The organism is Flavobacterium sp. P1_E4 (assembly GCF_056405915.1).
On record NZ_JBFUBE010000008.1, the window covers coordinates 1 to 21,527 of the forward strand.

Genomic DNA, 21,527 nt, shown 5'->3' on the forward strand with positions numbered 1-21,527 from the left:
GTATCCGATGCTTGCGGAAATACAGGCACGGCTTCACAAACGCTAACTTATACCCGAGACACGGAACTTCCGGTGATCACCTTGACCCCGTCAGGCACGGTACTTTGTAATCCGACAGCAGCAGAAATCACAGCAGCCTTCGGCACCGCCAGTGTAAGCGACAACTGCTCAACGGGCCTAACTGCAATCGGTACCGAAGCAGCAGAAACCGGCTCGGGTTGTACGTTCTCTACCACCAAAAACTGGACGGTAACCGATGCCTGCGGAAATACAGGCACGGCTTCACAAACGCTAACTTATACGCGAGACACGGAACTTCCGGTGATCACTTTAACTGCTGCAGGTACATTAGGTTGTAATCCAACGGCAGCAGAAATAACGGCAGCCTTCGGCACAGCCAGTGTAAGCGACAACTGCTCAATAGGTTTAGTTGCCAGCGGTACAGAGACCTTAGAAACCGGAAGTGGCTGTACTTTTTCTACCACCAAAAACTGGACGGTAACCGATACTTGCGGGAACACAGGCACGGCTTCACAAACGGTAACTTATACCCGAGACACGGAACTTCCGGTGATCACTTTAACCGCTGCAGGTACATTGGGCTGTAATCCAACGGCAGCAGAAATCACGGCAGCCTTCGGAACAGCGAGTGTAAGCGATAACTGCTCAACGGGTCTAACTGCAACCGGTGCCGAAGCGGCAGAAACTGGCAGTGGTTGTACTTTCTCGACCACCAAAAACTGGACGGTGACCGATGCGTGCGGCAACACTGGCACGACTTCGCAAACGGTTACTTATACTAGAGACACGCAGCTTCCGGTAATCACATTGACCCCAGCAGGCACATTGGGCTGTAATCCAACAGCAGCAGAAATAACGGCAGCCTTCGGCACCGCCACAGTCAGCGATACTTGTTCAACAGGCTTAGTGGCCACCGGTACAGAGACTTTAGAAAGCGGCAGTGACTGTACTTTTTCGACCACCAAAAACTGGACGGTAACCGATGCCTGCGGAAACACAGGCACGGCTTCGCAAACCATAACTTATACCAGAGACACGCAGCTTCCGGTGATCACTTTAACCGCTGCAGGCACATTGGGCTGTAATCCAACGGCAGCAGAAATAACGGCAGCCTTCGGCACCGCCACAGTCAGCGATACTTGTTCAACAGGCTTAGTGGCCACCGGTACAGAGACTTTAGAAAGCGGCAGTGACTGTACTTTTTCGACCACCAAAAACTGGACGGTAACTGATGCCTGCGGAAACACAGGCACGGCTTCACAGACACTAACTTATACCAGGGACACACAGCTTCCGGTAATCACTTTAACCCCGGCTGGCACATTGGGATGTAATCCAACGCCAGCAGAAATCACAGCAGCCTTCGGAACAGCCACAGTCAGCGACAACTGCTCCACAGGTTTAATTGCAACCGGTACCGAAGCAGCAGAAACTGGCTCAGGTTGCACGTTCTCCACCACCAAAAACTGGACAGTAACAGATGCTTGCGGCAATACAGGCACGGCTTCGCAAACGGTGACTTATACTAGAGACACGCAGCTTCCGGTGATCATTTTAACCCCAGTGGGCACATTGGGTTGTAATCCAACGGCAGCAGAAATCACGGCAGCCTTCGGCACGGCGACAGTCAGCGATACTTGTTCAACAGGTTTAGCGGCCAGCGGTACAGAGACTTTAGAAACAGGCAGTGACTGTACTTTCTCTACCACCAAAAACTGGACAGTAACCGATGCCTGCGGAAATACAGGAACGGCTTCACAAACGCTAACTTATACTAGAGACACGCAGCTTCCATTGATTACATTGGCCCCGGCAAGCACAGTACTTTGTAATCCAACAGCAGCAGAAATCACAGCAGCCTTCGGCACAGCCACAGTCAGCGATAACTGCTCCACGGGCCTAACTGCAACTGGCACCGAAGCAGCAGAAACGGGTTCGGGTTGCACGTTCTCGACCACCAAAAACTGGACGGTAACCGATACTTGCGGGAACACAGGCTTGGCTTCGCAAACGGTACCTTATACTAGAGACACGGAGCTTCCGGTGATCACCTTGACCCCGGCAGGCACGGTACTTTGTAATCCGACAGCAGCAGAAATCACAGCAGCCTTCGGAACAGCGAGTGTAAGCGACAACTGCTCAACGGGCTTAACAGCAACCGGCACCGAAGCAGCAGAAACAGGCTCGGGTTGTACGTTCTCTACCACCAAAAACTGGACGGTAACGGATACTTGCGGCAACATAGGCTTGGCTTCGCAAACGCTAACTTATACCCGAGACACGGAACTTCCGGTGATCACTTTAATTGCTGCAGGTACATTGGGCTGTAATCCAACGGCAGCAGAAATAACGGCAGCTTTCGGCACCGCTTCGGTAAGCGATAATTGTTCAACAGGCTTAAGTGCTATTGGCACCGAAGCAGCAGAAACAGGCTCGGGTTGTAGTTTCTCTACCACCAAAAACTGGACGGTAACCGATGCTTGCGGAAATACAGGCTTGGCTTCACAAACGGTAACTTATACTAGAGACACGGAGCTTCCGGTGTTAACAGTGCCTACAACAAGTTTGGCTTTAGGTTGCAATCCAGTAACACTACCAACTGAGGCAAGCGTTGTGTCAGCTTCTTCAGCTACGGATAATTGCGGCACACCAGCAATCACAGCAGTTGCAGGAACCATAACCGGAACTTGCAGTAAGTCTCAGGACTTCACTGTGACAGCTACAGATGGTTGTGGAAATAAGGATATTAAAACCGTTATCTATGCCTGGTGCGATGACAAAATTCTGCCGTCAATTACTTGTCCGACTAATGTTACCGTTAATAATGACGCAGGTCTTTGTACTGCAACTGCTGTGTCTTTAGGTACTGCAACGGCAACCGATAATTGTTCAACAGGAGCCAATTTGGTAATCATCAATGATGCGCCAACCACATTCAATATTGGAACCACGACAGTAACTTGGACAGCAACCGATGCAGCCGGCAACACCCAAACTTGTACGCAAACCGTAACGGTAAGCGATACCGAAAAACCAACCATCACTTGCCCTTCGGATGTAAGTGTAGCAGCCGATGCAGGATTATGTACTGCAACTGCTGTGTCTTTAGGTACTGCAACGGCAACCGATAATTGTTCAACAGGAGCCAATTTGGTAATCACCAATGATGCGCCAACCACATTCAATATTGGAACCACGACAGTAACTTGGACAGCAACCGATGCAGCGGGCAACACCCAAACTTGTACGCAAACCGTAACGGTAAGCGATACCGAAAAACCAACCATCACTTGCCCTTCGAATGTAAGTGTAGCAGCCGATGCAGGATTATGTACTGCAACTGCTGTGTCTTTAGGTACTGCAACGGCAACCGATAATTGTTCAACAGGAGCCAATTTGGTAATCACCAATGATGCGCCAACCACATTCAATATTGGAACCACGACAGTAACTTGGACAGCAACCGATGCAGGGGGCAACACCCAAACTTGTACGCAAACCGTAACGGTAAGCGATACAGAAAAACCAACCATCACTTGCCCTTCGAATGTAAGTGTAGCAGCCGATGCAGGATTATGTACTGCAACTGCTGTGTCTTTAGGTACTGCAACGGCAACCGATAATTGTTCAACAGGAGCCAATTTGGTAATCACCAATGATGGGCCAACCACATTCAATCTTGGAACCACGACAGTAACTTGGACAGCAACCGATGCAGGGGGCAACACCCAAACTTGTATGCAAACCGTAACGGTAAGCGATACAGAAAAACCAACCATCACTTGCCCTTCGAATGTAAGTGTAGCAGCCGATGCAGGATTATGTACTGCAGCTGGTGTGTCTTTAGGTACTGCAACGGCAACCGATAATTGTTCAACAGGAGTCAATTTGGTAATCACCAATGATGCGCCAACCACATTCAATATTGGAACCACGACAGTAACTTGGACAGCAACCGATACAGCGGGCAACACCCAAACTTGTACGCAAACCGTAACGGTAAGCGATACCGAAAAACCAACCATCACTTGCCTTTCGGATGTAAGAGTAGCAGCCGATGCAGGATTATGTACTGCAACTGCTGTGAATTTAGGTATTGCAACGGCAACCGATAATTGTTCAACAGGAGCCAATTTGGTAATCACCAATGATGCGCCAACCACATTCAATCTTGGAACCACGACAGTAACTTGGATAGCAACCGATGCAGCGGGCAACACCCAAACTTGTACGCAAACCGTAACGGTAAGCGATACCGAAAAACCAACCATCACTTGCCCTTCGGATGTAAGTGTAGCAGCCGATGCAGGATTATGTACTGCAACTGCTGTGTCTTTAGGTACTGCAACGGTAACCGATAATTGTTCAACAGGAGCCAATTTGGTAATCACCAATGATGCGCCAACCACATTCAATATTGGAACCACGACAGTAACTTGGATAGCAACCGATGCAGCGGGCAACACCCAAACTTGTACGCAAACCGTAACGGTAAGCGATACAGAAAAACCAACCATCACTTGCCCTTCGGATGTAAGTGTAGCAGCCGATGCAGGATTATGTACTGCAGCTGGTGTGAATTTAGGTACTGCAACGGCAACCGATAATTGTTCAACAGGAGCCAATTTGGTAATCACCAATGATGCGCCAGCAACATTTAGTATTGGAATCACGACAGTAACCTGGACGGCAACCGATGTAGCGGGCAACACTCAAACTTGTACTCAAATAGTTTCTGTTTTCGGTGCAATAGATGCTGTTGATGATACAGCAGGTCCAATTAACGGATTTAGTGGAGGTGATGCAGGTATAAATGTTTTAAACAATGATATTCTAAATTGTGTTGCACTAATTCCTTCTCAAGTGACAATCGTTTCTGTACCTACAAAAGAATTAAAGGTTAATACTGATGGTTCTGTAACAGTGGCTCCAGGTACAGCTGCAGGAATATATACTATAAATTACCAGATCTGTGAAATACTAAACCCGTCAAATTGTGATACCGCTAAAGTAACAGTAACAGTAACAGGTGCAACAGATACAATTGATGCTGTAATCGATATACTAGCACCAATTAATGGAACATCTGGAGGCACAACCCAAAGTGTATTTGCTAATGACACCTTGAATGGTCAATTATTTTCACCAGCCGATGTTATTTTAACTTCGTTGCCATTAGCATCAGGATTAAGATTAAATCCTGATGGAACTATAAGCGTTGCGCCACTAACAGCACCCGGAGTATATCCATTAACTTATACTATTTGTCAAGTTGCAAATCCAATAATTTGTGATACGGCAACAACAAATGTTATAGTAACTTCAATAGATGCTGTTGCCTATGTGAGAGAACCAGAGATTGGTACTACAGGAGGGACAGTTTTATCTGTATTTGATAATGATACTTTAAATGGTTTACCATTTTTACCTGCAGATGTTATTTTAACTTCGTTACCATTAGCGTCAGGATTAACATTAAATCCTGACGGAACTATAACCGTAGCTCCTGGAACAGCAGCAGGAAGATATCCATTAACGTATACTATTTGTCAAGTTGCTAATCCAACAATTTGTGATACAACGACAACAAGTATATTAGTTACTGCTGGTACGCCTTCTCCAAGTGTGAGTATAACTAAAGATGGTACTTATGTGGATAACAATGGAGATGGACGAACAAATGTGGGAGATTCGGTTTTTTATAATTTTGTTGTTACAAATACTGGAAATGTTCCGCTTTTTGAAATTATTGTTACAGATATAAATGCAATAGTAACAGGAGGCCCTATAGATATTCTTGGTGTTGGATCCTCAAATGTCTCAACTTTTACTGCGATTCATAATATTACGCAAGCTGATATCGATGCAGGTCAGGTAGATAACCTTGCTTTAGTTAAAGGTAAACCTATTGTAAGTTCTCAAATAACGGCTACTTCGACAGATCCAACACCTTGCGTAACATGTACTCCAATTGATCCAAATTGTAGTTCTTGTACAATAGTACTGTTAAGCAATTCTGCAAGTATCTTATTAATTAATAAAGCTGAATTTAATGATAGCAATGGAGATGGAATAGCACAAGTAGGGGAAACAATTATCTATAAATATACAGTTACAAATACGGGTAGTGTTACATTATTAAATATTACAATTTCGGACCTATTACCAGGAGTTATAATAACAGGAGGGCCAATTGATCTCGCACCTGGACAATCAGATTCAGTTACTTTTGTAGGTACTTATACACTTGTATTACAAGATTTATTGAATGGAAGTGTAACAAATCAAGCAATTGTTTCAGCTACAGATGCAGAAGGTAATATAATTAGTGATTTATCTGATAACGATGATGGTTTAGGTGATGATCCAACAGTTATTGAAATTAATGGATGTGAGATAAAAGTTTATAACGCTCTAAGTCCAAATGATAGCTCAGGAGTTAATGATGCTTTGATTATTAGTGGAATTGAATGTTATCCTAATAATTCAGTAGAAATTTATAACCGATGGGGCGCTTTAGTTTTCGAAACAAAAGGATATGATAATGTTACAAATGTTTTTAAAGGAGTTTCTGAAGGAAAAGGAACTATTGGTAAAGATTCTAACTTGCCTGACGGAACCTACTTCTATCTTTTAAAATATTCGAATTCAACTGGTGATAGTTTCCATAAAACAGGTTATTTGTATATTAAAAATTAATGGCCTTGGTCTAATTGGTCTGTATTTTTAAACTGAATATAATTCTTGTTGATATTGTTCATGAAGTTGCAAATGAATGTACTGAAATCAAGCTTTTGAAAATTTTGTTTTAGAAAAAGTCTTAGAAGGGAAAACTATTATTGGTCTTTATCCTCTCACAAATATGGATTATTGACCGTTTTTGGAAGAATGGGAATGTGTTTAGAGGTGAGGGTTCTGGAAATACAAGATATAGTAATGGAGCTAGAGTGAATGAAGATACCTATTTTTATACTATTCAATACAGAAAAAATACAAACGAGTCCTATGAAACGTGCGGGTTATTTGTACCTAAAAAGATGATATTCTTGAATTGATAACCATAGATAGAAAGTAGCTATAAATAGTATCTATTACTAAAGAAATTATAATAAAAACTACATATTTAGTTCCCAACTTTGCGCATACGGATTGTTTAGACTAGTTTTATTGACTTTTAGAATTAATTCTGTAAAATGGAGTTATTTCAAAATTAATTGTTATGTTTGTAACAAATAATGTTAATAAAGTTATATTTTTAAAATATTCAAAATGAAATTCGGAATCATAAAAGAAAGAAAAAATCCACCCGATAGAAGAGTCGTTTTCTCGCCTAATGAATTGGCAAAAATAAAGCAACTGTATCATGATTGTACAGTAAAAGTAGAAAGCTCCGATATTCGCATTTTTACCGATGTTCAATACCAAAGTATGGGAATTGAAGTAGCCAATGATGTAAGTGATTGTGATGTTCTTTTTGGGGTAAAAGAAGTACCAGTTGACAACTTGATTTCTAATAAAGCCTATTTCTTTTTTTCGCATACGATTAAAAAACAACCGTATAATAGAAAGTTATTGCAAGCTATTTTAGAAAAAAATATTGACTTGTATGACCACGAAACTATCATAGATTCCCATAATCGTAGATTAATTGGTTTTGGAAGATATGCAGGAATTGTTGGAACTTACAATGCTTTTCGTGCTTTCGGTTTAAAATTCGAATTGTTTAAAATGCCAAAAGCCGAAACACTTTCGGGTAAAGATGCATTGATTGCCCATTTAAGAAGGTTGGTTTTACCTCCTTTAAAAATTGTGGTAACAGGAACAGGAAAAGTTGGGAATGGGGCCAAAGAAATTTTGGATGCCATGAAAATAAAAGAAGTCACACCAGACAATTATTTGACTAAAAATTACACCCAAGCTGTCTATACCCAAATAGATGTTTTGGATTATAATAAAAGAAAAGACGGTCAAGTTCTTGATTATACTGATTTTCACGATAACCCATCGGAGTATGTTTCCGATTTCGAACGATTTACCAAAGTTTCCGATATTTACATTGCAGGACATTTTTATGGCAATGGAGCTCCTGTAATTTTAAGTCAGGAAATGCTTCAGGCCAATGATTGCAAGATAAAAGTTGTGGCAGATATTTCCTGTGACGTCAACGGACCAGTTGCCTGTACTTTGCGTTCTTCGACTATTGCAGAACCTTTGTATGGTTATTTACCTAGCGAAAATAAAGAAGTAGATGTTTTTCATCCAGCAGCAGTTGTAGTAATGGCTGTTGATAATTTGCCTTGTGAATTACCAAAAGACGCCAGTGAAGGTTTTGGAGAAATGTTTTCAGAACACGTTATTCCTGCTTTTTTTAACGGAGATAAAGACGGTATTCTTAAAAGAGCCAAAATGACCGAAAACGGAAAACTAACCGAACGTTTTAGTTATTTACAGGACTACGTGGATGGGAAGTAGTTTTTTTTAAATTATGAATTATGAGTTATGAATTATGAGTTTTACATAATTCATAACTCATAATTATTTTAAACCATATCCTCTGTTTTTATTCATTGGTCAAAATTGGGAACTATTAAACAATTCTTAAAAAAAAATAGTACTTCCTTTTATGATAGTTTTTTAATCTACGAAATTGATAACTTGTTTTTTACTTTCTATAAAAATAGGCTATCATTATTGGGGTAAGTAGTAACTCGGTTATTAAGGCTACAATAATGATTAAACTCATTAAAAAGCCATGAATAAAAATATCATTAAAAGAAGAATATAACAGAATCAAAAAGCCTCCTAACAGGATTAAAGAAGTCATTACCATTGCTCTTCCTGTATAGAGATAGGTATTCCTTAGGGCATTTTCGGTTGTATTTCCTTTTCTTTTTTCTAGTTGAAAACGATTAATAAAATGAAGTGTGTCATCAACGGCAATCACATATCCGATGGCGAAAATTATTGTAGTTGAACCTCTAAATTCTATATTCGAATAGCCTAAGACACCACCAATTAATATAATAGGAATAATATTCGAAATAAATGAGATAGAAACCATTATAAAGGATTTATAGATTAAACCTATTATTAGTGATACCACCAGTATTTCAAGCAGAAAGCTATTTATAGTATTGTCAATTTTTAATTGATGCCCAATATCAGTCATATAATCAAAGCCTGTGAATTCAAAATTTACAATTGAAGTATCAATATTTTGACTGATCCATTTCATTATTTTTATTTGTCGATACTCCATATTTCTGCGGCCAATGTCTTCTATGCGACCACTTAAACGCCCAATAGTATTTGTGCTATCAATGATTTGTATCGGAAAGTCACTTTTTTTTGTTGTAGAGTATAAAAAGTATTTGTTACAATCATTTTGAGTTTCTGGGAGTTGCCAATTTGAATTTTTATTAAAAACATGATTCATCCATTTGTAGATTAAAACAGGTGAAATGATTTCTGAAACACTTGATTCTTTTTGAAGATAGTTTTCTAATTTTTCTATATTTTTCAGTACTTTTTTTTCATATAATTTATGATTGTTCTTTGTTGTAATGATAAGTTCAAAACTTCTTCCTCCGTTTAAATTTTTATCAAAAAACTGAAAATCAGTATACAGTCGGTTATTCTTTGGAAGGCTGGGTAAAATATGATTATTGGTATTTATTTTTAGTATACCAAACACAGATATAATTATTAATAACATAAAAGATATAAGAATACGTTTGGGATAAGCATAAGTGAATCTTAAAATAAGATTCAAAAAAGTATACCATTGTGTCGATACAACTGGTTTTTTGAAAAATTTAGCAAGATTGAATCGCAATAAAAGTGCAGGTAAGAGTAATATAGAGTTTATCCAACAAATCATTAGGCCAACTGCGGCATCGACCCCAAAAGATTGCATGGTTTTCATGCTCATTGTTAATAAGGTAAGAAAACCTAGAGCGGTTGTAAAGGAGTTGATAAAAGTAGTTAGTCCAATCTCTTTAATTGTTTTATTTATCGCAAATACAGAATCACTAGTTTGAAGAGATTCGTAAGCAAATTTGCTGCTGATATGAATTACGTCCGAAATGCCTACAATTAATATAATGGTAGGAAACAAATTGGACATTATTGTCAAAGGTCTATTTAATATGGCCATATAACCGTATAGCATTATTAAAGAAATGATCATGCAGATTAATGGTAATAGAGCACCAATTAATGAACGATGCAGTATTAGCAATATCATAAAAACAAAAGCGAAACAAAGAAATAATGACGTTTTTAATTCTTTATTTATTATTTTTTTATATTCAGATTCTATAAATTTTCTGCCTAATATGTGAACATTTTTTAACATTAAATCAGATGTTTTAGCATCTATTTTTTTGATAATTGAATCCATCCGACCAAGAGGAATATTATCCGAAATCTGAATTATGATTTTTAATGTTTTGGAATCTTTGGTAATGTAATGTTGGGTTAATTGAAAATCTTTAAAAATTTCTAAGCTGTCTCTGGCATAATTTTTAGAGGATAACAGTTGAATATATGGTCTTTTCTCCAAGAAGACTAGCCCATGATTTTTATATTTTTTTAAAGTAAGTAGAGAACTTGAATTTCTAATATCTGGAATAGAATCGATATGCAATTGTAGTTGATGTATTTTTTTTAAAAAGAGGGAATCAAATATTGGCTTTTTACTTGTAATTGAGATTACCAATAAATTATCTGAAGCGCCCATTTTTTTAGCAAATGACTCATAATTTACTAATGCAGGTTCGCCTTTAGGAAAGTATTGTTTAAAATCTACATCGGTTTTTAGTTTTGGAAATAAAAAAATGGACCAAACACATATGAAAAATGTGATTAAGAGGATAAGTGCATTATATTTATAGATCCATTTCCCAAACATGATTTTTCTTTTTTTTTAAACTTTATTTCAATTCATTTCTAAAATAATATTTTTAAAAATTGTTCGATGTAGAAGAATCTCTATCTATGAATTTATGGGCAGTTTAATAGAAATTTAGGAGCATAATCTGTAGATCTAAAACCAATTCAAATATATGTCAAATAATTAAGTAATTACTTTTAAATATAAATTTCATATTTAATTTTAATAAATTAAATATCATATGTGTTTTAAATTAACATAACTTTGTATTAATGTATATTAAGGATGTCATCTGTATTTAATCCTTTCATAGAATACGTTGATTAATTTTTCTTTTAAAATTTTCTAATTTTTTTTAAAGTGTTATAATCTAGAGTAATACTATTTTGTATTCATTCTAAATTTTATTATCAAAAAAATTAAGGATCAAATTGATTTTTTAAAGTAATTTTTCTGCCCAAAAAGCATGAAATTTTTTGGTCAACTTTCTAAAAGTGTCTAAACGTTTGGATTAGTTTCATATTTTATAGAAAATGATTAAATATCGAATAGCAAACATTGAAGATAATCAACAATTAATTGATTTGACATCAGCCTCAGGCATGATGGGAGATATTTCTTTGCGAATTGATCGTCAGCCTAATTTTTTTAAGCTATTGATTTTTCGAGGAAAGAGTACCGTATTTGTAGCAGTTGATGATACTGTCATAATTGGCTGTATATGTGTATCGCTTCAAGAAGTTTATATTAATAAACAAATTTTTCCGATCCATTATATTGGTGATTTTAAAGTTTTAGAATCGTACAGAAATAGTGGTGTTGGACTTAATTTATGCAATCAATTGGCTGATTATGTTATATCAACGGGTGTAGACTTAGCTTTTCTTAATTTTTCAAAAGGAAATAAAAAACCGATTTCATTCTTTAAAGGCAGACCAAATATTCCTGATTTTGAAAACATAGGAGTTTTTAATATCATTCAATTTATAGGGAAAAGAAAAAAAACAACCAATTCAGAATTCAAAATTGAAGAGACTCAAGTTACTGAAGAATTAGTGCAATTTCTAAATGAACATTACTCTAATTATGAACTAGGAACTGTCATTACAAAAGAGAAAATAGAAGGGACTACCAGTTTTGTTATTCGAAACGGTATCCAAATCATTGCTGCTATGTGCCTCATAGATACCATGGATGTGAAACAAAATGTTGTGATACATCTTTCTAGGAAAATGAGATATTTACTTCAGTTTATAAATTTATTTAGAAGCTTTTATGGAATATCCAAAATGCCTGTACTAAACGAACCTGTAAAAATGGTTTATGTAAAATATTTAGCAGTAAATGGCAATGAAAAAGAGATGGTTAAAGGGTTAATTAATCATGCGAGAAATATAGTCTTTCAAAAAGACTATTCTTTCGTTTCTATTGGATTGCATGAAAAAGATCCTTTAAATTATTGTTTTAAAGGATTACTCAAGCTTACTTTTAATTCTGTAGGGATGCTCCTAAGTGTACAGAATGACAAGCAAAAAATGAAAAATGTTAAACAGGGAATACCTTTCGAAGACTATTCTCTTGTATAATTCCTTTTTGAATCTTAAATTTTAAAATCATGGAAGTTGAAACAAAAACAGTACTTACAGTTGAAGAATTTAATGTTATTTCTGATGTTTTCTCGCAAGCGATAACTGGTGAACTTATAGGAATGTCAAATTTCGCATCACTTGCGGAAACAATTGATGATCCTAATGAAAAAATGGAAGCTGTAGAGCATGCCAATAGTGAACGAATGCATGCTGAAGGATTTATGGCTTTTGCTAAAAAAATGGAATTAAAAATTAACATAAATCTGGATAGCGAGTATTGGGGCAATGTTCGAAAACAATTTTTAAACTACGCCCATAAAAAAGATTTTATTGCCTGTCTAATTATTCAAGAGGTAATATTGGAATCATTTGCAATTTCAATGTATAAAGATGTTGGTAATGCAATAGGTGGAGAAGCAAAAAAGCTTTTTTTGAGGATTGCAGATGAAGAAAAAGAGCATTTAGAACATTCTTCAGATTTATTAAGATCCGAATTGCAAAAGGATTATCATGCCTTTATAAATAAATTTGAAGAGGTTCATTTTAATTGCATGACCATTCTTGCAGAGTTTACAGCAACAACAGATCTTCGTGGGCATTGTGGTGTATGTAATGGTGATTGCATGAAAGGTTCGTTACATCATATAGGGTTAAATATTAATAATATGAGAGGGAATGCAATGGCACTTTATGCAAAAGCACTTGATAATATTGGAATACCCGGAGAAAAATCAATCGTATGGATCGCTCAACTCCCAGCTTAGATTTTGCAGCTATAGGACATCAGGAAAATTGGGATACTATTTCCTCTTTTATAAATGGTATTCGAACTGCTGATCAAGAGAAACTTACTTTAGAAAAAATTAAAGATATATTTTCGTTTATTCCAGCAAGAGATCTTTTCAGGGCGAAGGTCAAATCAAAAACAAATGCCGAAATAAACGGTGTTTATATAGAAACTTTTATTGATCCTGACAAATTGGATTCACAATCCATAAGAACCAATATAAGTAAAGTGATGGATGCGGTTTTGCAAGCCAAAAAAATGGGAGCAAAGATTGTATCGCTTGGTGGTTTTACTTCTATTGTTTTGGAAGGGAATTTAAATTTGTTCTCTCAGGACGAAACTAAATTTACAACGGGTAATACATTAACAGCTGCTTTTATTGTAAAAGGCATAGAAAAAGCGGCCTTGAATCATAAAATTAATATTCAAGAATCTACTATTTTAATTATTGGTGCTACAGGCGATATTGGAATGGCTTGTGTAAATTATCTAAAAACTAAGAGTAAGAAATTGCTTTTAAATGCCCGAAACAATCAAAGACTGGTGAGTTTATCAAAACAATTAACTGAAGAAAATATTTCGGTTAATTATTCAATCGATATTGATCAGCTTATTCCTGAGGCAGACATTATAATCTCTGCAGCAAGTTCAACAGGGATAAAACTAATTAATTGTAAAAAAGGGGTTCTTATATGTGATGCCGGTTATCCTAAAAATTTAGAAACCAAAATTGAAGATCGTGTAGATGTAAATTTGTTTCATGGCGGAATGGGACAAGTAAGTCAAGGATTTAATTTTATACCGGATTATTCACATAACATTTATCGTTACCCGGCGCCCAATATTATACATGGTTGTCTCCTAGAAGCCATGGTACTTGCTTTTGAAAATAAGATAGAAAATTATTCCACTGGGAAAGGGAATATTACTGTTGATAAAATAGAAGAAATTTATACTCTAAGTTTAAAACATGGAATTACACTCGCACCATTTTATAATTCAAAAGGTATATGGTAATATTTTTTTATAAAATCTTTTACAATGGAAAAAGTACAAAATCAAGTATCCCTCTTCAAGTTAGTATTTACGCATAATTGGGAAGATCCTGAAAGTGACCATGCTGCATTGAAAATTAAAAAAAATGAAACTGTTTTGGCAATTACTTCTGGGGGTTGTAATGTTTTAGGATTTTTAATGTTTGATCCTGAAATTATTTACAGCATTGATATTAATCCGGCACAATCCTATTTATTAGAATTAAAAATAGCGGCTATCAAAAGTCTTGATTTTGATAGTTTTATTATGTTTTCGGGATTAAAGGAGTGTAAACATAGACTCGAATTATATGAAAAAATTAAACCTGTTTTAAGTAAAGATGCTCTTGTTTTTTGGGACCAAAACACCAAAATTATAACCAATGGATTTATTATGAATGGGAGATTTGAAAGGTTTATACTGTTAGCAGGAAAATTTATCAATTTCTTGCAAGGCAAAAAAAGGGTTTTGGGTTTACTAACGGAAAAATCTAAATCCGAACAAGAGATTTATTATGATAATATATGGGATACTAAACGCTTTCATTTTATGTTTAAGATATTATTTAATAAACGAATACTCGCCAAACGAGGTTTAGTGGCCGATTACTTTTATTTTGATGATGGAAGTAAATCCTTTGCCGAAAGTTTTTATAATCGTTCCAAAAAAGCATTTCGGAATATTCCGGTAAAAGGAAATTATTTTTTATTCCTATACCTTTTAGGAAAGTACAAAAATGAATATGAAGTGCCGGCCTATTTGCAAAGAGAAAATTTTGAGGTATTAAAATCTAGAATTGACAAGATAAAAATAGTTACAGCAGAAGCTCAAAACTGGATTGATAGTATGCCTAATAGCAGTATTGATTGTTTTGCATTATCCAATATTTGTGAATTGATGAGTGAGAATGAAACCAACCGAATGTTTGATTCTGTTTACCGAACTTCTAGGAATGAAGGGAGAGTTATCTTTCGCAATTTAATGATACCTCGTGATGTTCCAGATACATTGAAGCAAAAAATTGTAAAAGACGAGACTCTAAGCAAGTTTATTTTTGATAACGACCGTTCGTTTGTATATGGAAAAGTAGCAGCCTATACTATTAATAAATAAAAAATAATGAAAGAGTTATTTAGTATTCCAGTTAAAAAAAATATGGCAATTATTGTTATTTGCTCTGTTTTATATTTGGGTCTACTATACATCGGTTCACAAACTAATATTTTGGGTTATAAATTTCTATTGGGATTTTTTTTTGGAATTGTTATGATACCGGTATATTCTCTAATGCATGAATCTGCTCATAATACACTTCATCCGAATCCAGTTTATAATCTGTTATTAGGACGTTGGCTTTGTAGCATGTTTATTATTTCATACAGTTTTTTTCGACATTGTCATCTCAAACATCATAAAAAAAACCGTACAGACGAGGAAATGTGGGACTTATATTATGAGCATCAGAAAAAATGGTTGCGTTTTGGAAATCTATATTTAATGATGATAGGTTTTGGTTATTTGGCAGTGATGTTATCAGTTGTTTTATTTGCTATTGCTCCACAGTTGGTAAATTCCTCTCTTTTTAAAAAGCATACCGAAATAAAAGGGTTTTTAGAGGGGAGTGATGATGTGTTAAAACTGAATGTCTCACAGATAGAATCGATCTGTATAATCATTTTTCAAGTTTTGTGTCTATGGTTTATACATTGGGATTTTACCACATGGATTATATTTTATTTAATTCATGGTTTTATATGGTCCTCACAGAATTATGTTAATCATGCTTTCAGCCCACGTGATATTATTAATGGTGCTCATAATTTAGCTGTACCAGTTTGGTTAAATTTAATATATTTGAATTTTAACCTACATTTAGCCCATCACCAAAATCCGAAAGTTCCTTGGCTTCATTTACCTCATTATATAAAAAATGGTGATGGTAAAATAACATTTTTAAGAAACTATTTGCGTTTATGGAAAGGCCCTCGTTTAACTAACGAGCCATCACCAAAAACACATCATTCCTAAATCATTTTAAAGAAGATAAGATTGCACATTCATTTAAAATAACCCGTTTGGTGTAATTCTTTTTTATTTTGTAATTATATTGATCTGTGCTCTAAACACCAAATTGTCTTAAATGATGATCAATATGTTTATAGGTTAACAAAGCTGATTCCTCATGAGTAATCTTTCCTAAAATATAATGTGGTTTTTTTGAAATTCCATTTGGCCCTTTTGATACATATTTTTCTATTGAATTTTTTACATTTATTTTTTCAGTTAAAAAATCGGAAACTTCTTTGGCTAATACTTTTTTATGGGCAGGTAAATACTTAGGATACTGTTTTTCGCCCAAAAGCATTCTACGTGTTATTCCACTAAAAAATAGTCCAAGCAGCCCTTTTTTTAATTCAATTTCATCAAAATTCACACGTAAGGACAAATTAAGATGGGCAAGCATTTGAGCAACATTCATTTTGCCCCATTTTGGCCTTGATGAAGAATTGAGTTTTTCAATTCGTTCAAGAATTTCGGTATTGATTGCTGGATCAAATAAGGTTTTCATGTTATATGTTTAAATTACTTCAATTCCCAATCATATCCTCCGGTTTTACCCAATCATCAAATTCTTCAGGAGTTACATAGCCTAATCTCACAGCTTCTTCTTTGAGAGTCGTGCCGTTTTTGTGAGCTGTCTGGGCAATTTCAGCCGATTTATAATAACCAATTTTGGTATTCAGAGCCGTAACCAGCATCAATGAATTGTTGACTAATTCCTGAATACGTTTGTAGTTGGGTTCAATTCCTTGAGCGCAATGTATGTCGAATGAATGACAAGCATCTCCAAGCAATTCTGCAGATTGCAAAAAGTTAGCCGCCATCATTGGTTTGAAAACATTCAATTCATATTGGCCTTGCATTCCTCCAACAGTAATTGCCATGTCATTTCCTATCACTTGGGCACAAACCATGGTCAAAGCTTCACATTGCGTTGGGTTTACTTTTCCAGGCATAATAGAAGATCCAGGTTCATTTTCGGGAATTAGAATCTCACCAATTCCGGAACGTGGGCCCGAAGCCAACATTCGGATATCATTGGCTATTTTATTCAAAGAAACAGCCAATTGTTTGAGTGCGCCGTGGGTTTCAACAATCGCATCGTGTGCTGCCAGTGCTTCAAATTTATTAGGTGCAGTGATAAAAGGATGCCCTGTAAATTTTGAAATATATTCGGCAACTTTTATATCATATCCTTTTGGAGTATTCAATCCTGTACCTACTGCAGTTCCTCCCAAAGCGATTTGAGATAAGTGTTCCAAAGTGTTCTTAACTGCTTTTAAACCATTATCCAATTGCGCCACATAACCCGAAATTTCCTGTCCCAAAGTTAGGGGAGTAGCATCCATCAAATGGGTACGGCCAATTTTGATCACCGATTGAAATTTAGTAGCCTTTTTTTCAAGCGTATCTCTTAACTTTTCGATATTCGGAATAGTATTTTCTACTACCGTTTTATAGGCAGCAATATGCATTGCGGTTGGAAAAGTATCATTGGACGATTGTGATTTATTGACATCGTCATTGGCTTTGATAAAAGGCTCATCTTCGGTAATACTCAGTCTTTTTAGAACCTGTGCACGATTGGCAATCACTTCATTGACATTCATATTGCTTTGTGTGCCAGAACCCGTTTGCCAAATCACAAGCGGAAATTCCTCGGAAAGTCGTCCAGCGAGAATTTCATCACATACCAAAGCAATGTAATCCCGCTTCTCTACATGTAAAACACCCAATTCACAATTGGTATAGGCAGCCGCTTTTTTTAGATAGGCAAAACCTTCAATAATAGATTTTGGCATTGATGCTGTAGGTCCAATCTTGAAGTTGTTTCGGGAACGTTCGGTTTGTGCGCCCCAGTATCTGTCTGAGGGAACTTCGACTTCTCCCATTGTATCTTTTTCGATTCTAAAGCTCATTTTTTGTGTTTTAAGTATTTGAAAAATAATTATTTATGCTTTTTTGTATACTAAAGTTACTTCTTTTTTATTTATAACCAGAGTTGGATTATTACTATTTTCCCTTTTTTGATGATGGTAAAAAGGCAAAATGCTTCCCCTTAGCCCCGATAGAAGTGAAAATCCTCCCGATTTTTTTCGGGAGATTGTAACGGATAGCGGGACAATAATAACCGAAAAGAAAAATGTTTCTGCTCCAAAATTAATAATAGAACTTAGGTTTATAAGATCAGTTCTGTCCATAAAAAAAGGTATTGATTACTCAATACCTTTTTGTGATAACTTGGGTTCAATATTTATCTTAGGAACTTTCTAAAATTATTTTTTCACAAAATCTCCAGCTTGAACAATCACTAGTTTTTTTGGATCAAAATATTTAACTAAAGCAGTATTTATTTTTTGAACATCTAAGTTTTTAACTTTAGTTTCAAAATCTTCGTAGTCTTTGAAAGTTTGACCTGAATCCATATTTTCTCTTAGTTCACGAACCAAGAACTCATCAGTTCCAAGCATCGTTTGTCTGTTTTGTAACCAGGATTTTAAAGAGCTGTCAAATTCTTCTTTGGTGAAACCTTTACTGATTGCTTTTTGGATTTCTTCATTAAGGGCTGTTGTCAATTTATCCTTCATTGTTGGATTATAAAAGGCATAAACTCCCCATTCGGATGTAGGATCAATAACATTTGCCTGTAAATAAGAACCGGCACCATAACTCAAACCTTCAGTTTCACGCAAACGTTGTGGAATTCTGGAAGATAAGAAAGCACCTCCACCCAATAATTCATTTGCCATTTCTAAAGCTGGATAGTCTGGATTTTTTTCACCAATATTCAAATTTATTTTTCCAAATAAGGTAGCATTCGTTTTGTCATTTATTTGAATGGTTTTATTATTTGATTTTACATCAAAATATTGTGTTGGAATTCTTTTGTATGCAATTTTTGGGTTCCAATTGTCAAAAGTACCGCTTAAGAATTTTTTAATAAGATCTTTATCAATTCCTCCTACAAATGACGATATACTGTTGGATCCACCATAGAAGGTAGCATAAAAGCTCTTAAGATCCTCAATGGTAATCTTGTCTAAGCTAGCCAAGCTTTCATCAATTGATTCCGAGTAATAAGGATGTATTTTTGGATATAAAGCAGTTAGTTTTGTCAATTCTTGACTAGCAACTGCTTGAGGTTCATTTCTATTGGATTCTAATCCGCTTTTGGTTTCCAGTTTCAATTTTTCAAATTCAGTAACATCAAAAGAAGGATTTTTTAAAATGTCCTGTACCATGTTTAAGGCATTGCTTAAATTGGCTTTGTCTGTACTGATTCTAACATATAAACCATCGACAGATCCTGCTACGCTTAAGTTTATTTTGTATTGGTCAAGTTGATCGTTGATGTCTTTTTTACTTCTGGTTTTAGTTCCCAATTTCAGCATGCTTGCTGTTAAACTGGCAATCATTGATTTTTGGCTCAATGATTTTTCATCTCCCATTCTCAATAATATTCGGGCTTCAATTTTATTTCCTTTGGCAGGTTTTTCCAATAAGGCATATTTCCCTCCTGATGCTAATTTTCCTTCTTCAGTAGATTTTATAATATTGGGAACAGAAGCTTCAAAGGTATTGGTATTGGCCTCCATTGCTTTTCCCTTGTATCCATTTACAAGAGCCGCAATATCTTTAGTGTCGCTTACTTTGGTTCTTTCGCTAGTTGCTTCCGGGATAAAACGTCCCCAGGTTCTGTTGCTTTGCAAATAATATTTTTTTGCTGCGTTTTGAATGTCGGCTACTGTTAAAGCTTCTATATTGTCTCTGTCTATAAAAAACAAACGCCAATCACCAGCTCCGATGAATTCTGTCATGGCAACTGATAAGTTAAGTGTTTTGTTGTAAGTATTTTCAAATTGTTTTAGCAATTCATTTTTGGCACGTTTAAGATCCTCCTCCGTAAAAGTCATTTTAGGAACATTATTCATGGTTTCCAAAAAGGCTTTTTGAACGGTGTTGATGTCTTTATCTTTTGCAATTTCACAGGCAAAATAGCTGAATGCTGGGTCTTTTAATGTCAAGGTATAGCCATATACATTAGTTGATAATTTAGTTTCCACCAATGTTTTATACAAAATACCAGAAGGATTATTGGTTAATATTGAAATTAACGCATTATTGGCAGCATACTCTTTGTCAGAATAACTAGGAGTATGATATGCCATAGCAACGTATTGTAGATCTCCATTTCTTTTTAATTCAACAAATCGTTCCCCATCTTGAGCTGGTTCTACAGTATATGTTTTTTCAATTTCGTTTTTTGATTTTGGAATTGGAGCAAAGTATTCTTTAATCCAGGAAAGAGTTTTCTTTTCGTCAAATTTCCCACCTATAATTAGGGTAGCATTATTTGGTTGGTAATATTTTTGATAAAATACTTTAAGGCGACTGGCAGGAACACGTTCGATATCTTCTTTGCTTCCAATTGTTGATTTTCCATAGTTATGCCACAAATAAGCAGTAGAAAGAATTCGTTCGTTTAATACTCCTGAAGGGTCATTTTCACCTATTTCAAACTCATTACGAACTACACTGAATTCAGTGTCCAAATCGGATTGGAGGATAGCCGAAGTTATCATTCTATCTGATTCCATGTCTAACGCCCATTTTAGATTTTCATCAGAAGCAGGCAAAATTTCATAATAGTTGGTACGATCATAATAGGTTGTACCATTGGCTTGGGCACCTTTATCTGCAATCGTTTTTTTGATATCAGTAAATTTTGAAGAGCGTTTAAATAACATATGTTCCAGTAAATGTGCCATACCAGATTCTCCATATCCTTCATGACGAGAACCAACACCATAAACAATATTTACAATCACGTTTGATTGTGCAGCATCTGGTATTAGTAAAATTTTCAATCCATTAGGCAAGCTATATTCTTTTATGCCTTCTACCGAAGTGACAAAAGTAGCTTCTTGGGAAAAGGAATTTGTAACCCAACAGGTGACAAATAACATAGCAAGAATAATTTTTTTCATTTTTATGTTTGTTGTAAGTTTATATTGTAAAAATATATTTTTTTATGAAAGAATAATCATTTGTTTTGATAATTTTAAGAAAGCTTTTATACTATTTATAGTATTTAGGTGTTATTTTTTTAATTTTATAAATTGTTTCTCATTAAAAGTGC

Annotated in this window: 11 protein-coding genes; 7 read left to right on the forward strand and 4 right to left on the reverse strand. The window is 35.7% G+C overall.

Translation table 11 applies throughout. The features are described 5' to 3' along the window. Together AC1DY0_RS09495 and AC1DY0_RS09500 are read left to right on the forward strand one after the other, a co-directional pair. Positions 1–6,720: HYR domain-containing protein (locus AC1DY0_RS09495; RefSeq protein WP_477188365.1), on the forward strand; the 6,720-nt coding region annotated here is incomplete at its 5' end. Between the two features lie 570 nt (positions 6,721–7,290). Next, entirely contained in the window at positions 7,291–8,493 is a 1,203-nt protein-coding gene (locus AC1DY0_RS09500) for an NAD(P)-dependent oxidoreductase (RefSeq protein WP_477188366.1), read from the forward strand. A 190-nt stretch (positions 8,494–8,683) separates the two neighbouring features. Here the strand turns inward: AC1DY0_RS09500 and AC1DY0_RS09505 are convergent, their stop codons facing one another. Continuing rightward, complete coding sequence (locus tag AC1DY0_RS09505; RefSeq protein WP_477188367.1) at positions 8,684–10,762, reverse strand: efflux RND transporter permease subunit; 2,079 nt, start codon at positions 10,760–10,762, stop codon at positions 8,684–8,686. A 686-nt stretch (positions 10,763–11,448) separates the two neighbouring features. On the opposite strand from AC1DY0_RS09505, the gene AC1DY0_RS09510 reads away from it, so the two are divergent. The 5 genes from AC1DY0_RS09510 to AC1DY0_RS09530 are packed head-to-tail and all read left to right on the forward strand — an operon-like array spanning position 11,449 to position 16,354. Further along, positions 11,449–12,501 (forward strand): GNAT family N-acetyltransferase, encoded by a 1,053-nt coding sequence (locus tag AC1DY0_RS09510; RefSeq protein WP_477188368.1) that lies wholly within the window; start codon positions 11,449–11,451, stop codon positions 12,499–12,501. Positions 12,502–12,530: 29 nt separating this feature from the next. Continuing rightward, positions 12,531–13,268 (forward strand): long-chain fatty aldehyde decarbonylase, encoded by a 738-nt coding sequence (locus AC1DY0_RS09515; RefSeq protein ID WP_477188369.1) that lies wholly within the window; start codon positions 12,531–12,533, stop codon positions 13,266–13,268. Next, the gene (locus AC1DY0_RS09520; RefSeq protein WP_477188370.1) at positions 13,244–14,308 is read left to right on the forward strand and encodes a hypothetical protein; all 1,065 of its coding nucleotides are present in this window, start codon (positions 13,244–13,246) and stop codon (positions 14,306–14,308) included. The genes AC1DY0_RS09515 and AC1DY0_RS09520 overlap by 25 nt, the downstream gene beginning before the upstream one ends. A 24-nt stretch (positions 14,309–14,332) precedes the next feature. Further along, a complete protein-coding gene (locus AC1DY0_RS09525) occupies positions 14,333–15,439 on the forward strand; it encodes a DUF3419 family protein (protein WP_477188371.1) in 1,107 nt (368 codons plus the stop codon). 6 nt (positions 15,440–15,445) lie between these two features. Continuing rightward, positions 15,446–16,354, forward strand: a complete 909-nt coding sequence (locus AC1DY0_RS09530) for a fatty acid desaturase family protein (protein WP_477188372.1) — start codon at positions 15,446–15,448, stop codon at positions 16,352–16,354. 91 nt (positions 16,355–16,445) lie between these two features. Here the strand turns inward: AC1DY0_RS09530 and AC1DY0_RS09535 are convergent, their stop codons facing one another. The 3 genes from AC1DY0_RS09535 to AC1DY0_RS09545 all read right to left on the reverse strand — a co-directional run bounded on the left by AC1DY0_RS09535 (position 16,446) and on the right by AC1DY0_RS09545 (position 21,375). Next, positions 16,446–16,895 carry a DUF1569 domain-containing protein gene (locus tag AC1DY0_RS09535; protein WP_477188373.1) on the reverse strand — a complete coding sequence of 150 codons (450 nt, stop codon included), beginning with the start codon at positions 16,893–16,895 and terminating at the stop codon, positions 16,446–16,448. 19 nt (positions 16,896–16,914) lie between these two features. Continuing rightward, positions 16,915–18,306 carry a class II fumarate hydratase gene (gene fumC / locus AC1DY0_RS09540; RefSeq protein ID WP_477188374.1) on the reverse strand — a complete coding sequence of 464 codons (1,392 nt, stop codon included), beginning with the start codon at positions 18,304–18,306 and terminating at the stop codon, positions 16,915–16,917. Between the two features lie 357 nt (positions 18,307–18,663). Continuing rightward, entirely contained in the window at positions 18,664–21,375 is a 2,712-nt protein-coding gene (locus AC1DY0_RS09545) for a M16 family metallopeptidase (RefSeq protein WP_477188375.1), read from the reverse strand. Positions 21,376–21,527 lie beyond the last annotated feature (152 nt).

Excerpts from the sequence above, each read along its gene's own strand:
- AC1DY0_RS09515 (WP_477188369.1), top strand. The coding sequence starts at position 12,531 with ATGGAAGTTGAAACAAAAACAGTACTTACAGTTGAAGAATTTAATGTT.
- AC1DY0_RS09510 (WP_477188368.1), top strand. The coding sequence starts at position 11,449 with ATGATTAAATATCGAATAGCAAACATTGAAGATAATCAACAATTAATT.
- AC1DY0_RS09545 (WP_477188375.1), bottom strand. The coding sequence starts at position 21,375 with ATGAAAAAAATTATTCTTGCTATGTTATTTGTCACCTGTTGGGTTACA.
- AC1DY0_RS09530 (WP_477188372.1), top strand. The coding sequence starts at position 15,446 with ATGAAAGAGTTATTTAGTATTCCAGTTAAAAAAAATATGGCAATTATT.
- AC1DY0_RS09505 (WP_477188367.1), bottom strand. The coding sequence starts at position 10,762 with ATGGGCGCTTCAGATAATTTATTGGTAATCTCAATTACAAGTAAAAAG.
- AC1DY0_RS09525 (WP_477188371.1), top strand. The coding sequence starts at position 14,333 with ATGGAAAAAGTACAAAATCAAGTATCCCTCTTCAAGTTAGTATTTACG.
- fumC (WP_477188374.1), bottom strand. The coding sequence starts at position 18,306 with ATGAGCTTTAGAATCGAAAAAGATACAATGGGAGAAGTCGAAGTTCCC.
- AC1DY0_RS09535 (WP_477188373.1), bottom strand. The coding sequence starts at position 16,895 with ATGAAAACCTTATTTGATCCAGCAATCAATACCGAAATTCTTGAACGA.
- AC1DY0_RS09520 (WP_477188370.1), top strand. The coding sequence starts at position 13,244 with ATGGATCGCTCAACTCCCAGCTTAGATTTTGCAGCTATAGGACATCAG.
- AC1DY0_RS09500 (WP_477188366.1), top strand. The coding sequence starts at position 7,291 with ATGAAATTCGGAATCATAAAAGAAAGAAAAAATCCACCCGATAGAAGA.